Below are 14,894 nucleotides of genomic sequence, written 5' to 3'. Positions count from 1 at the left end.
TACTCTTACGTAAATTTCAAAATTAAGTTTGGAAGGGGATGTACAAGAGTTGGATAAAAATCTTAAGAAAGACCTCAAAATACGCCACATTACAATGATTTCCATTGGTGGCGTAATAGGAGCTGGTTTGTTTGTTGGAAGTGGTGCGGTTGTGCATTCAGCAGGTCCAGGTTCTATCGTTTCATATGCATTAGCAGGACTTCTAGTTATTTTCGTTATGAGAATGCTAGGAGAAATGGCAGCTATTAATCCGACAAGTGGTTCATTTGCAACATATGCAAGAGAGGCAATTGGTCCATGGGCAGGTTATACAATTGGGTGGCTATATTGGTTTTTCTGGGTAATTGTTATTGCAATAGAAGCTACAGCAGGTGCTGGTATTATTCAATACTGGATTCCAGAAATCCCACTCTGGTTATTAAGCTTAATATTAACGATTTTATTAACGTTGACGAATGTTTTCTCGGTGAAATCATTTGGAGAATTTGAATATTGGTTTTCATTTATTAAAGTAATAAGTATTGTTTTGTTCCTTTGTCTTGGACTAGCTGTTATTTTAGGATTTGTACCAGGAACGGAAGCACCTGGCACTTCGAATTTGGTAGGTCAAGGAGGATTTATGCCAAATGGTATAAGTTCGGTGTTACTTGGAATCACCGTCGTTATATTTTCATTTATGGGATCTGAGATTGTTGCAGTGGCCGCTGGAGAGTCTGCCGAACCTGTAAAGGCAGTCAAAACAGCAACAAATAGTGTAATTTGGCGTATTCTCGTATTTTTCATTGGATCGATCGCTGTAGTTGTTACACTCCTTCCGTGGAATTCGGCGAACATACTAAAAAGCCCATTTGTGGCGGTACTGGAACATATAGGGATACCAGCGGCAGCGCAAATTATGAATTTTATCGTTTTAACAGCTGTACTTTCTTGTTTAAATTCGGGTTTATATACGAACTCAAGAATGCTTTTTTCAATGGCAGAAAGAGGAGATGCGCCAAAGGCATTTTTGAAATTGAATAGTAGTGGTGTTCCAGTTCGGGCGGTTTTATTTGGAACTTTCTTTGCTTACATTGGAGTTGTTTTTAGTTACATATCTCCAGATAAAGTATTTTTATTTTTAGTGAATGCATCTGGCGGGATTGCGTTACTCGTTTATCTCGTTATAGCAGTTTCACATTTCAAGATACGTAAAAAAATGGGGAAAGCGGAACAACAAAATTTGAAAGTGAAAATGTGGCTTTTTCCATATGTAACATATGTTACAATTGCTGCGATTATAGCAGTTTTAGTTGCCATGCTCGCAATTGAATCTTTACGTTCACAAGCGCTTTTAACAATGCTTGTTACTGTTCTTATAATAATTTCTTATTTTATTTTTAATAGAAATAAAAATAGTACATTGTTGAATCCTAAAAGTAAGAATGGGGAATCTGTTCGATTCTAATTTCTTGTTTTAGAAGAGAGTTACACCCAATCATTGCTATAAAAGAATCATATATAATCATAGAAACAAGTAATTACTATTGTCATAGTGAATATAAACTTTTTTCTTGACTTTTTATATGAAGGCGAGCAAAATGGTAAAAAAGGAAGGGGGGATGACGATGGAAGAGTACGTATTAGAGCTGTATAACTTTTTATATACGACAGAATGGCAAGATATTGTTTCATTTCTAGGAATAATGTTTTGTATGAAAATTGTAATTGTATATATGGAAGAGCAAGGTATGTTCTATTCCTTCTCATCTCCGTTCGATGTGCAGCGCGAGCCGTTGCCAAACTATGCCAAGGTAAATTACGAACAATTTCCTTTTGTGATTTTCTTTATGATTCGATTTATAACAGCAATTGTAAAGAAAAAGGAAAGTGACGATGAAGAGTGCCACTCAACTTGTAATATAGCGACTGCTTTTTAAGCTAAATACAAGGAGGAGATTTATATGTGGTTTCGATTTCTTATGATTGGTTTCTTTTCATTAACAGCAATTTCATTAATGGGATATCAAGTGTCTGAAATATATCAAGCGTATAGCAGTACGTTTTTTAACAAAAACTAATCGCATTGCTATTTGAATAATAAAGCGATAAAATCCTTCTTAAGAAGTATTGTTAAGAAGGGTTTTTTCTTTGCCCTGTCTTACTGTGTCAAACTATTGTCACATTTACACTGTGAATAATATGTTAAAATAGTGAGGTTACGTATACATATTTGAAGGAAGAGGAGTGACCATTTTGGTGGATCAATCAACGAATCAGAAAAGCTATGCTCCTATTGTGATAACGCTTTCTGTAATTGTAAATGCGATTATTTTATTTTTGTTCTTTGGACCTGTTGGCTATGAAGGAGAAGTACATTTTGATGTAACAATTTTACCAATGTTAAATGCAATTTTTAATAGCTTTACGTTCGTATTCTTATTAGCAGCTTTATACTCTATTATTAAGAAGAATGTGAAAATGCACCGTGGTTTCATCCTAGCAGCATTTACAACGACGTTGCTATTTTGTGTTTCTTATTTATCGTATCATTACTTGGCGCCAGCAACACATTTTGGCGGAGAAGGATTCATTAAATATGTGTATTTCATCATTTTAATTACACATATTATCCTTGCAGCAATTATTGTACCGCTTGCATTGTTTGCACTTGTGTTTGGTTTTACGAATCAATTAACACGTCACCGTAAAATTGTACGTTGGACGATGCCGATTTGGTTATATGTAAGTTTATCTGGTGTTATTGTTTACTTAATGATCTCACCTTATTATCAATAAAAAAAATCTCAGCCTGTAGGCTGGGATTTTTTTATTAGGCAAATATTTTTGTGAAATGAAAAAATTGTGGTATACAAAAGTATAGTTGCTTTTTATATAGAAGGGATGGTAAAGATATATGCAAAATTTTGTATTTCGTAATCCGACAAAACTTATTTTTGGTAAAGGACAGTTAGAGCAGTTAAAAACGGAAATTCCACAGTTCGGTAAAAAAGTTCTTCTCGTGTATGGAGGAGGCAGCATTAAAAGAAATGGTATTTATGATAATGTGATTTCTATTTTAAAGGATATAAATGCGGAAGTATTTGAGTTGACAGGAGTTGAACCGAATCCTCGTTTATCAACAGTAAAGAAAGGGATTCAAATTTGTAAAGACAATGGAGTCGAATTTATTTTAGCGGTTGGCGGAGGAAGTGTAATCGACTGTACGAAGGCGATTGCTGCTGGTAGTAAATATGATGGAGATGTATGGGATATTGTAACGAAAAAATCATTTGCTAGCGAGGCGTTACCGTTCGGTACTGTACTCACTCTTGCGGCAACAGGTTCTGAAATGAATGCAGGATCTGTAATTACAAACTGGGAAACGAATGAAAAGTACGGCTGGGGCAGTCCAGTTACATTCCCTCAGTTTTCAATTTTAGATCCACTACATACTTCGTCTGTGCCGAGAGATCAAACGATTTATGGTATGGTCGATATTATGTCGCACGTATTAGAGCAATATTTCCATCACGGCATGAATACAGAATTACAAGATCGTTATTGTGAATCTGTTTTAAGAACAGTAATTGAAACAGCTCCTAAGCTTTTAAGTGATCTAGAAAATTATGAGCATAGGGAAACAATTTTATATTGCGGTACTATGGCGTTAAACGGCATTTTAGCGATGGGAGTAAAAGGAGATTGGGCAACTCATAATATTGAGCATGCAGTTTCTGCTGTTCATGACATACCGCATGGGGGCGGACTCGCGATTCTATTCCCAAATTGGATGAAGCATGTTATAGATGAAAATGTGAGTCGCTTTAAACAGTTCGCTATTCGTGTATTCGATGTAGAAACAGATGGGAAGACAGATAAAGAGGTTGCATTAGAGGGAATTGAGGCGTTACGTCAATTTTGGACTTCAATTGAAGCTCCAGTAACATTAGCTGATTACGCTATTAGAGAAAGTGAAATTGACTTAATGGCGGATAAAGCGATGGCTTATGGTGAATTCGGTAACTTTAAAAAATTAAATAAAGATGATGTTCTTGCAATTTATAAAGCTTCTTTATAAGTGAAGCGAGAGAAGAAACCTATTTGATTGTTGTATCAAATAGGTTTCTTTTTTTTGTTTATAACCGATTTTGATTGATAGTGATTATTTTTGACTGTTTATGGTTGATTTTTGTGATCGTTTTCATTATACTGTAATCAAAGAAGAGGTGAATAAAATGTTAACTCCTGAACGTCATCAAATGATATTGCAACTTGTAAAAGAGCAGAAGGTTGTTAAATTACAACAATTAGTTGAAAGAACAGAAAGCTCTGAATCGACAATTCGTCGTGATTTAGCACAATTAGAAAAACAAAGGTTATTAAAAAGAGTTCATGGTGGTGCCTCTGTTTTAACAGGAAAAGGACAGGAGCCAACGATGATTGAAAAATCATCCAAAAACATTCAAATAAAACAACAAATTGCCAAGTATGCGGCTAGTATTGTTGAACAAGGGGATTGCGTTTATTTAGATGCAGGAAGTACAACATTTGAAATGATCCCATTTTTAATAAACAAAGATGTTACTGTCGTAACGAATGGACTTATGCATATTGAAGCTTTAGTTGAAAATAATATTCGTGCGTATTTACTAGGCGGGATGATGAAGAGTAGGACGAAAGCTTTAATTGGTGCTATGGCACAGGAAAGTATGCAAAAGTACCGTTTTGATAAATGTTTCTTAGGAGCAAATGGTGTACATGAACAGCTTGGTTTTACAACTCCAGATCCAGAAGAGGCACTTTTAAAACAAATGGCATTAACATTTGCGAACGAAGGATATTTCTTAATTGATGAAAGTAAGTTCTCAGAAGTTGCATTTGCGAAAATTGCTAATGTTGAAGAAGCGAATATTATTACAAACCATTTAGAAATTGATTTAGAAAAATATAAAAGACAAACCAATGTAATTGAGGCTGATAAACAATGATCTATACAGTTACTTTAAACCCATCTATTGATTATGTAGTACAAGTTAATTCCTTCGATTTAGGCGCAGTAAATCGAGCAGAGAAAGATATGAAATTTCCTGGAGGGAAAGGCATTAACGTTTCTCGTGTTCTTCATCGTTTAGGTGTTGAAAATGTAGCGCTTGGATTTACTGGTGGATTTACCGGTCGATTTATTAAAGATGTATTACAGGCGGAAGGTGTAACAACAAACTTCGTCCAAGTAGACGGTGATTCCCGAATTAATGTGAAAATAAAAGGGCAAGAAGAGACAGAATTAAATGGGCAAGGTCCTAATGTGACAAATGAACAATTTGAACAATTAATGAAACAAATCGAAAGTATGAGGCAGGGAGATTGTGTTGTACTAGCTGGAAGTGTACCGGCGTCTATCTCAACTACTTTTTATGAATCAATCGCAGCGCTCGGAGCTGAGAAAGGTATTCGCGTAGTAGTCGATGCAAGTGGAAGTGCGCTGCAGCATGTAATTAAAAATAAACCATTTTTAATAAAGCCTAATCATCATGAACTTGGTGAGTTATTCGGAGTAGAGATTTCAACAGTAGAAGATGTTTTACCGTTTGGAAGAAAATTAGTTGAACAAGGTGTAGAGCATGTTATCGTATCAATGGCTGGAGATGGGGCTTTATTATTTACGGCACAAGGTATATATGAAGCAACTGTTCCAAAAGGTGTTGTAATTAATTCGGTTGGGGCCGGAGATTCTCTCGTTGCAGGATTTGTAGGTAAATATGAACAGACAAAAGATATTGAAAAGGCATTTCAATATGGCGTTGCAACAGGGAGTGCAACAGCATTTTCAGCTGATTTATGTGAAAAAGAAAAAGTAGAAGAATTATTGTCGCAAGTAATTGTAACTAAGCGATAGGGGGAAGTAACATATGAAAATTACAGAACTATTAAAAAGGGATACAGTTATTATGAACTTGACAGCTTCAAATAAAGAAGCTGTCATAGATGAATTAGTTGAGAAATTAGACGGAGCAAATCGTTTAAATAGTAAAGCTGAATTTAAAGAATCTATTTTAAAGCGGGAGTCACAAAGTACAACTGGCATAGGGGAAGGGATTGCTATACCTCATGCGAAGACGAATGCCGTTAAACAACCATCGATTTGTTTTGGTAGAAGTGTAAGCGGTATCAACTATGAGTCGCTTGATGGACAGCCTGCACATCTGTTTTTTATGATTGCTGCGAGTGAAGGGGCGAATAATACTCATTTAGAAACGTTATCTCGTCTCTCTACGTTATTGATGGATGAAGGGTTCCGCAAGCAATTATTAGAAGCAAAGGATGAGGATGAGCTTCTCCGTTTATTTGATGAAAAAGAGAATGAAAAAGAAGACGAAGAAGAAGTTGAAGTAGCAAAGCCAGAAGGGAATGAGCCATACGTATTAGCTGTTACAGCTTGTCCGACTGGTATCGCTCACACATATATGGCTGCGGATAGTTTGAAAGCAAAAGCAGCAGAGTTAGGAATAGCGATTAAAGTTGAAACGAATGGATCAACAGGTGTTAAAAACGATTTAACGAAAGAGGACATTGAACGCGCAACGGCTATTATTGTAGCTGCAGATAAACAAGTAGAAATGAATCGTTTTGCTGGGAAGCATGTCATTCAAGTACCAGTCGCCGATGGGATTAGAAAAACTGAAATCCTTCTTAATCGAGCTATAAAACAAGATGCACCAATCTTTAAAGGGGTAAAAGAGGATGGGAAGGCAGAAAATGTAGAGAAAGAAAAAGGGCTAGGAATTTATAAGCATTTAATGAGCGGTGTAAGTAATATGCTTCCGTTCGTTGTTGGTGGTGGAATTTTAATTGCACTAGCGTTTTCGTTTGGTGGTATAAAAGCGGAAGGTCCTTTAGCAGAATTGTTCATGTCTATTGGGGGAGGAAAAACAGGTGCGTTTTTATTCCTTGTACCAATCTTAGCTGGATTTATTGCGAGTTCTATTGCTGATCGTCCTGGTTTTATGCCTGGTGTTGTGGGTGGGTTTTTAGCAGCACAAGCGAATGCGGGATTTTTAGGTGGATTAATTGCTGGTTTCTTAGCTGGATATGTTGTTTTAGGATTGAAAAGATTATTTTCAGGATTACCAGTACAGTTAGAAGGAATTAAACCTGTTTTGTTATATCCAGTCTTTGGATTGTTGATTACAGGAGTTGTTATGCAAAAAGTAGTAAATCCGCCTGTAGTAGCATTAAATGAAATGTTAACAGGATGGTTAAATGGTTTGAACGGTACGAATGCTATATTATTAGGTCTTATTTTAGGTGGTATGATGGCAATTGATATGGGTGGTCCAATTAATAAAGCGGCATTTACATTTGGTATTGCTGCAATAGAAGCGCAGAATTTTGGAGTGCACTCAGCAGTTATGGCTGGTGGTATGGTACCGCCACTTGCGATTGCATTCGCAACCACATTCTTTAAAACAAAATTTACAGAAGCAGAACGTAAATCTGGTTTAACAAATTATATTATGGGAGCATCGTTTATTACAGAAGGTGCGATTCCATTTGCAGCTGCCGATCCGGTTCGAGTAATAGTAAGTTGTGTTGTTGGTTCAAGTATCGCGGGTGCCTTATCTATGTTATTCCAAATTACATTGCCGGCACCGCATGGTGGATTGTTTGTTATCGCATTAGTGAATAAACCGTTGCTATATATTGTTTCTATATTAATTGGAACGATTGTTTCAGCTATTATGATAGGTGTTTGGAAGAAGAAAGTTAAATAAAAGATAAAAAGGGACAGCTAATAGGAGTTGTTCCTTTTTCGTTACAAAAAGTAATTTAATAATTGGATTATGATGGATTTTGGTAAAAGATGTAATGAAAAGTGATTTTTTTGTAACAAAAAAGTAATACTGTAATTTTTTCTGGAAAAAAATTCTTATACTAATTTGTGAGAAATATATGAAAACTATTGCTAATTTTGGTAGAAATACAATTTTTTAATATGGAAATTTATGTTACAAATCATTAATCGTTTATTACGAATGCTTTGTAATTGTGTGATTTTCGAAATTCTACAAAAAACTGTTGCTATAATGAGAACACGAAAACAAAGCAAATGGAGGCTATTCATGAAAAAATTATTAGGTATAGCAACAGCAGCAGTTTTTGGTCTTGGGATTTTTGCAGGTTCTGCTAAAGCGGAAACGATTGTAACAACAGATGTATTAAACGTTAGAGAAAACCCAACTGTAGAATCAAAACTTGTAGGTAAAATGTTAAGTGGAAATAAATTAGATGTTATAAATACAGAAAACGGATGGTCCAAAATTAAATTAGATGGTAAAGAAGCTTTTGTAAGTGCTGAGTTTACGAAAAGTTCTTATTATGTAACAGCAAACGTATTAAACATTCGTGCTGGAGCGAATACTGATTCAGAAATTCTTGGCACGCTTAAAAAAGATGACTTGATTGAAACGACAAATCAAGTACAAAACGAATGGTTACAATTCGAATATGGCGGGAAAGCGGCGTATGTTCACATACCATTTTTAACAGGTACAGCACCTGTTATTGAAAGAAAAGAAGTTCCAGCTCAAGATGAAGCGCCAACTAAGGTGAAAACGGCGGTTAAAAATGATACATCAGTTAAGGAGAAAGCGCCGGCTAAAAATGATACGGCAGTTAATGGAAAAGAATCAGTTAAAAGTGGAGCATCAAGTAAACCAGTAGCGCAAGCGAAGCCGGCAACTAAGCCAGTGGCAAAATCTACTGAAACAAGTGAACCTGCTGGTCGTGAAATAACAGTAGAAGCGACAGCTTACACAGCTCACCCGAGTGAAAATGGCACATATGGTGGTCGTGTGTTAACTGCGATGGGGCATGATTTAACAGCGAATCCAAATATGAAAGTTATTGCTGTTGATCCGAAAGTAATTCCTCTCGGATCAAAAGTGTGGGTGGAAGGATATGGAGAAGCAATTGCTGGAGATACTGGTGGCGCGATTAAAGGAAACCGTATTGATGTTTTAGTTGGTTCAGATAGCACTGCTGATAGTTGGGGTCGTAAATCCGTTAAAGTGAAAGTTATAAAATAATTTATTAAAATAAAAAACGGCTGCTTAAAAATGTCTAAGCGGCCGCTTTTTTTATATAAGAATTATTGAAAAGGGTAAATTGTTTTACCTGTAATAATTTTATACGCGGTGCAAAATTGAGTTTGTATATACTCTGTATTTTTATTTTCTGGATGTAACGTTGTTTCTTGAAGAGTAGAATGAAAGGAACGTAGTAAACAATTTAGTGCGAAGTATAATTCTTCTTGTGAACAATTTTGTTCTTTTGTAGCAGTAGCTAAAATAAGGTCTTTTATTAATAATGGAAAATCGATAGTCGCTTGTTTCATAGTCATTGCACCCTCTCCGAGCTATTTTTAATCATGTATATGCAGAATTGGACAAGCTATGCTCTTTTTTTTGTGTAATTTCATGTACTGGATTCAAAGAACTTGCAATCATGCCGTTAAAATTGGTAAGATTGGGTATAATCAATAGATGGAGTATATTACATAAAGAGAGTTGAATGATATGGGAGAAGTGCAACGTGAAAAAGTTGCTGTCATCATTGGGCCAACTGCTGTCGGAAAGACGAAATTAAGTATCGATCTTGCAAAAGCGTTGAATGGTGAGATTATTAGTGGTGATTCCATGCAAATTTATCGTACGATGGATATCGGGACTGCAAAGGTGACGATAGATGAGATGGACGGAATTCCGCATTATATGATTGATATAAAAGATCCGGAAGATTCATTTTCTGTGGCGGAATTTCAAGAACGTGTCCGTAAGTGCATTCGAGAAATTACAGAGCGCGGGAAATTACCAATTATTGTTGGTGGAACCGGTCTTTATATACAATCTGTTCTATTCGATTACCAGTTTACAGATGAGGCTGGGGACGCTACATACCGAGAACAGATGGAAAAGTTAGCATTAGAACACGGTGTGGAATATGTACATAAAAAGTTACAAGAAGTAGATCCAGAAAGTGCGGAGCGTATTCATGCCAATAATGTAAGGCGTGTTATTCGGGCGTTAGAAATTTTTCACACGACGGGTGAAAAAATGAGTAACCAGCTCGAAAAACAAGAAAATGAGTTACTGTACGATGTTTCATTAATTGGCTTGACAATGGATCGAGAAATGCTATACGATCGCATTAACTTACGTGTTAACCTAATGATTGAACAAGGTTTATTAGAAGAAGTAAAAGGTTTACATGAAAGAGGAGTGCGAGATTGTCAATCTATTCAAGCGATTGGTTATAAAGAGATATATGATTATTTTGAGAATCGTGTATCTTTAGAAGAAGCGGTATCACAATTAAAGACGAATTCACGCCGTTATGCAAAACGTCAATTAACGTGGTTCCGTAATAAGATGGATGTCACGTGGTTCGATGTTACTGATGGTGAAAAAACGTCAGAAATTTTACGATACATAGAAGGAAAGCTACAACTAAAGTCGAATAATAGGTAAGTAGAGAAAAAGAGGAGGATTCGACATGAAGCAATCAATCAATATTCAAGATCAGTTTTTAAATCAACTCCGTAAAGAGAATACGTTCGTTACGCTGTACTTATTAAATGGTTTCCAGCTTCGTGGATTAATTAAAGGATTTGATAATTTTACAGTCCTGCTGGAAACAGAAGGTAAGCAACAGCTTATTTATAAACATGCAATTTCTACATTTGTACCACAAAAAAATGTTTCAATTGAATTAGAGTAGTAATGAATTATTGTACATAACAAAAAAAGAGCGAGTTTCTCGCTCTTTTTTTTATTTGTCATAAACAATAAATAGTGAAATTTAAGCGATTCTAAATACAGTAAGACGAATGTTAGTGTTTCCTGTTGCAGGGATCGTAATCTCGTTAAGAGTAGATTGGACAGAAATGTTTGCTCCAGCAGCTAATGTTTCGATTGTAGTAAATGAAAGTGAGTCGCCTATTAGATTTGAAGAGAAGTTGTCAGTAGCAACAGCTCCATTAATTGAAATTCCTACTCCAAGTGGAGCGCATCCTGGCGCAGTTGTAGAAATAGATACGCTAATTACATAAATACCAGCGTTAATAACAGTAACTGTATTTGTGCCGTTAAAGATAATATTGTTTACGTTAATTGCAGTACTAAAAATAAAGTTATTAAATTGGAGTACTGTTTGTTGGATGTTGTTTGTTACAACGATTGTTGCTACTGGGAAGCTAGGTCCAGTAGGTCCGGTAACTCCTATACCAGTAGCACCCGTTGGTCCTTGAACACCTTGAGGTCCAGTGGCACCTGTGTTACCTTGAGCACCTTGAGGTCCAGTAGCGCCCGTGTTACCTTGAATACCTTGAGGTCCAGTGGCACCTGTGTTACCTTGCGCACCTTGAGGTCCAGTGGAACCAGTAGCGCCTGTGTTACCTTGCGCACCTTGAGGTCCAGTGGAACCAGTAGCACCTGTGTTACCTTGCGCACCTTGAGGTCCAGTGGAACCAGTAGCGCCCGTGTTACCTTGAGCACCTTGAGGTCCAGTAGCACCTGTGTTACCTTGAGGTCCAGGAGGCCCACCAGAAGGTCCAGTAGGTCCGGTAACTCCTATACCAGTAGCACCTGTGTTACCTTGAACACCTTGAGGTCCGGTAGCACCCGTGTTACCTTGAACACCTTGAGGTCCGGTAGCACCCGTGTTACCTTGAACACCTTGAGGTCCAGTGGCACCTGTATTACCTTGAGCACCTTGAGGTCCAGTGGAACCGGTAGCGCCCGTGTTACCTTGAATACCTTGAGGTCCAGTGGAACCAGTAGCGCCTGTGTTACCTTGCGCACCTTGAGGTCCAGTGGAACCAGTAGCACCTGTGTTACCTTGCGCACCTTGAGGTCCAGTGGAACCGGTAGCACCTGTGTTACCTTGAACGCCTTGAGGTCCAGTAGCACCCGTGTTACCTTGAACGCCTTGAGGTCCAGTAGCGCCCGTGTTACCTTGAGCACCTTGAGGTCCAGTAGCACCCGTGTTACCTTGAACGCCTTGAGGTCCAGTAGCACCCGTGTTACCTTGAGCACCTTGAGGTCCAGTGGAACCAGTGGCGCCTGTATTACCTTGAAGACCTTGAGGTCCAGTGGCGCCTGTATTACCTTGAGCACCTTGAGGTCCAGTGGAACCGGTAGCGCCCGTGTTACCTTGAAGACCTTGAGGTCCAGTGGCACCTGTGTTACCTTGCGCACCTTGAGGTCCAGTGGAACCAGTAGCGCCCGTGTTACCTTGCGCACCTTGAGGTCCAGTGGAACCAGTAGCACCTGTGTTACCTTGAACGCCTTGAGCACCTTGAGGTCCAGTGGAACCAGTAGCGCCCGTGTTACCTTGAACGCCTTGAGGTCCAGTGGAACCGGTAGCACCTGTGTTACCTTGAACGCCTTGAGGTCCAGTAGCACCCGTGTTACCTTGAGCACCTTGAGGTCCAGTGGAACCAGTAGCACCTGTGTTACCTTGAACACCTTGAGGTCCAGTGGCGCCTGTATTACCTTGCGCACCTTGAGGTCCAGTGGCACCTGTGTTACCTTGCGCACCTTGAGGTCCAGTGGAACCAGTAGCGCCCGTGTTACCTTGAACGCCTTGAGGTCCAGTAGCACCTGTGTTACCTTGAACGCCTTGAGGTCCAGTGGAACCGGTAGCACCCGTGTTACCTTGCGCGCCTTGAGGTCCAGTAGCACCTGTGTTACCTTGAACGCCTTGAGGTCCAGTAGCACCTGTGTTACCTTGAACGCCTTGAGGTCCAGTAGCACCTGTGTTACCTTGAACGCCTTGAGGTCCAGTAGCGCCCGTGTTACCTTGAGCACCTTGAGGTCCAGTAGCACCCGTGTTACCTTGAACGCCTTGAGGTCCAGTAGCACCCGTGTTACCTTGAGCACCTTGAGGTCCAGTGGAACCAGTGGCGCCTGTATTACCTTGAAGACCTTGAGGTCCAGTGGCGCCTGTATTACCTTGAGCACCTTGAGGTCCAGTGGAACCGGTAGCGCCCGTGTTACCTTGAAGACCTTGAGGTCCAGTGGCACCTGTGTTACCTTGCGCACCTTGAGGTCCAGTGGAACCAGTAGCGCCCGTGTTACCTTGCGCACCTTGAGGTCCAGTGGAACCAGTAGCACCTGTGTTACCTTGAACGCCTTGAGCACCTTGAGGTCCAGTGGAACCAGTAGCGCCCGTGTTACCTTGAACGCCTTGAGGTCCAGTGGAACCGGTAGCACCTGTGTTACCTTGAACGCCTTGAGGTCCAGTAGCACCCGTGTTACCTTGAGCACCTTGAGGTCCAGTGGAACCAGTAGCACCTGTGTTACCTTGAACACCTTGAGGTCCAGTGGCGCCTGTATTACCTTGCGCACCTTGAGGTCCAGTGGCACCTGTGTTACCTTGCGCACCTTGAGGTCCAGTGGAACCAGTAGCGCCCGTGTTACCTTGAACGCCTTGAGGTCCAGTAGCACCTGTGTTACCTTGAACGCCTTGAGGTCCAGTGGAACCGGTAGCACCCGTGTTACCTTGCGCGCCTTGAGGTCCAGTAGCACCTGTGTTACCTTGAACGCCTTGAGGTCCAGTAGCACCTGTGTTACCTTGAACGCCTTGAGGTCCAGTGGAACCAGTAGCGCCCGTGTTACCTCTAGGTCCGGTCGCACCGGTAGCACCTGTGTTACCTCTAGGTCCGGTCGCACCAGTAGCGCCCGTGTTACCTCTAGGTCCGGTCGCACCAGTAGCACCTGTGTTACCTCTAGGTCCGGTCGCACCGGTAGCACCTGTGTTACCTCTAGGTCCGGTCGCACCAGTAGCACCTGTGTTACCTCTAGGTCCGGTCGCACCAGTAGCGCCCGTGTTACCTCTAGGTCCGGTCGCACCAGTAGCGCCCGTGTTACCTCTAGGTCCGGTCGCACCAGTAGCGCCCGTGTTACCTCTAGGTCCGGTCGCACCAGTAGCGCCCGTGTTACCTCTAGGTCCGGTCGCACCAGTAGCGCCCGTGTTACCTCTAGGTCCGGTCGCACCAGTAGCACCTGTGTTACCTCTAGGTCCGGTCGCACCAGTAGCGCCCGTGTTACCTCTAGGTCCGGTCGCACCAGTAGCGCCCGTGTTACCTCTAGGTCCGGTCGCACCAGTAGCGCCCGTGTTACCTCTAGGTCCGGTCGCACCAGTAGCACCTGTGTTACCTCTAGGTCCGGTCGCACCAGTAGCGCCCGTGTTACCTCTAGGTCCGGTCGCACCAGTAGCGCCCGTGTTACCTCTAGGTCCGGTCGCACCAGTAGCGCCCGTGTTACCTCTAGGTCCGGTCGCACCAGTAGCACCTGTGTTACCTCTAGGTCCGGTCGCGCCAGTAGCGCCCGTGTTACCTCTAGGTCCAGTAGGTCCAGTAGGTCCAGTAGGTCCTCTGCCGAACGAAGCTGAATTAACTAGAGTAGTTTGTAACTCTGCAATTAATTTAAGGAGTTCTTGGAGTGTACAAGGATCAATTCGGAATAACTTTGTAATGTAAAGTAAATAATTAATTAAAATTTGAAGTTCAACAAATACAGCACTTGCTACGAAGGTTGGATTTTTTAATATAGTTATTAAGTTTTTAATGATGGCTAATCCTTGTGCTTTCAGAGCGGAAGTAGTGTCTAGTGAACAGATGAATTTGCTTAGTAGGTGCAATGTATCTATTAGATTCTCAATGTTTTTGGGAGATGGATTGGCGAAAAGTTTAGGGATTATTTTTATTAAATCGTTAATGATTGCACGGAATGTTCTAATTTGCGCTTTAGTAATTGGAATCGTTGGGGTAGTTGGAATTCGTCCAGCGCTAGTTGGAAAGCAGGGATTGGAGTATTTATTTTGATTGTCGTTAAAGCGAGACATTAAATCTCTCC

Annotated in this window: 12 protein-coding genes; 10 read left to right on the top strand and 2 right to left on the bottom strand. The window is 40.3% G+C overall.

Features of this window, described 5'->3' with window-relative positions:
- Positions 1-49 precede the first annotated feature (49 nt).
- The 8 genes from gabP (at position 50) to MKX37_RS18005 (ending at position 9,065) form a co-directional block, all read left to right on the top strand.
- The gene (gene gabP, locus MKX37_RS18040) at positions 50-1,444 is read left to right on the top strand and encodes a GABA permease (RefSeq protein WP_078421697.1); all 1,395 of its coding nucleotides are present in this window, start codon (positions 50-52) and stop codon (positions 1,442-1,444) included.
- Between the two features lie 133 nt (positions 1,445-1,577).
- A complete protein-coding gene (locus MKX37_RS18035) occupies positions 1,578-1,916 on the top strand; it encodes a hypothetical protein (protein ID WP_078175321.1) in 339 nt (112 codons plus the stop codon).
- Between the two features lie 316 nt (positions 1,917-2,232).
- On the top strand, positions 2,233-2,775 hold the full coding sequence (locus tag MKX37_RS18030; RefSeq protein WP_000228316.1) for a DUF420 domain-containing protein: 543 nt from the start codon (positions 2,233-2,235) through the stop codon (positions 2,773-2,775).
- Positions 2,776-2,893: 118 nt separating this feature from the next.
- Positions 2,894-4,057 (top strand): iron-containing alcohol dehydrogenase, encoded by a 1,164-nt coding sequence (locus MKX37_RS18025; protein WP_002128630.1) that lies wholly within the window; start codon positions 2,894-2,896, stop codon positions 4,055-4,057.
- Positions 4,058-4,214: 157 nt separating this feature from the next.
- A complete protein-coding gene (locus MKX37_RS18020; RefSeq protein ID WP_002128628.1) occupies positions 4,215-4,967 on the top strand; it encodes a DeoR/GlpR family DNA-binding transcription regulator in 753 nt (250 codons plus the stop codon).
- On the top strand, positions 4,964-5,875 hold the full coding sequence (gene pfkB / locus MKX37_RS18015) for a 1-phosphofructokinase (RefSeq protein WP_002128626.1): 912 nt from the start codon (positions 4,964-4,966) through the stop codon (positions 5,873-5,875). Before MKX37_RS18020 ends, pfkB begins: the two co-directional genes overlap by 4 nt.
- Before the next feature lie 13 nt (positions 5,876-5,888).
- Positions 5,889-7,751: a PTS fructose transporter subunit IIABC gene (locus MKX37_RS18010; RefSeq protein ID WP_016120659.1), complete on the top strand. Its 1,863-nt coding sequence runs from the start codon at positions 5,889-5,891 to the stop codon at positions 7,749-7,751.
- A gap of 348 nt (positions 7,752-8,099) precedes the next feature.
- Complete coding sequence (locus MKX37_RS18005) at positions 8,100-9,065, top strand: 3D domain-containing protein (protein ID WP_002014694.1); 966 nt, start codon at positions 8,100-8,102, stop codon at positions 9,063-9,065.
- A 62-nt stretch (positions 9,066-9,127) separates the two neighbouring features.
- Here MKX37_RS18005 and MKX37_RS18000 read toward each other — a convergent pair whose 3' ends face one another.
- Positions 9,128-9,373: a hypothetical protein gene (locus tag MKX37_RS18000; protein WP_002033671.1), complete on the bottom strand. Its 246-nt coding sequence runs from the start codon at positions 9,371-9,373 to the stop codon at positions 9,128-9,130.
- A gap of 181 nt (positions 9,374-9,554) precedes the next feature.
- Here MKX37_RS18000 and miaA point away from each other — a divergent pair, with 181 nt between their 5' ends.
- Together miaA and hfq are read left to right on the top strand one after the other, a co-directional pair.
- The gene (gene miaA, locus MKX37_RS17995; protein ID WP_016120658.1) at positions 9,555-10,505 is read left to right on the top strand and encodes a tRNA (adenosine(37)-N6)-dimethylallyltransferase MiaA; all 951 of its coding nucleotides are present in this window, start codon (positions 9,555-9,557) and stop codon (positions 10,503-10,505) included.
- 25 nt (positions 10,506-10,530) lie between these two features.
- On the top strand, positions 10,531-10,755 hold the full coding sequence (gene hfq / locus MKX37_RS17990) for an RNA chaperone Hfq (RefSeq protein ID WP_000813896.1): 225 nt from the start codon (positions 10,531-10,533) through the stop codon (positions 10,753-10,755).
- Positions 10,756-10,836: 81 nt separating this feature from the next.
- Here the strand turns inward: hfq and MKX37_RS17985 are convergent, their stop codons facing one another.
- On the bottom strand, positions 10,837-14,883 hold the full coding sequence (locus MKX37_RS17985) for a Gly-Xaa-Xaa repeat protein (protein WP_341089118.1): 4,047 nt from the start codon (positions 14,881-14,883) through the stop codon (positions 10,837-10,839).
- Between the last annotated feature and the right edge of the window lie 11 nt (positions 14,884-14,894).

The organism is Bacillus sp. FSL R5-0709 (genome assembly GCF_038004785.1).
In the GTDB taxonomy this organism is placed as follows: Bacteria; Bacillota; Bacilli; order Bacillales; family Bacillaceae_G; genus Bacillus_A; species Bacillus_A mycoides.
The sequence above is the reverse complement of the archived record's forward strand: the minus strand, read 5'-3'. Positions and strand labels throughout refer to the sequence as shown.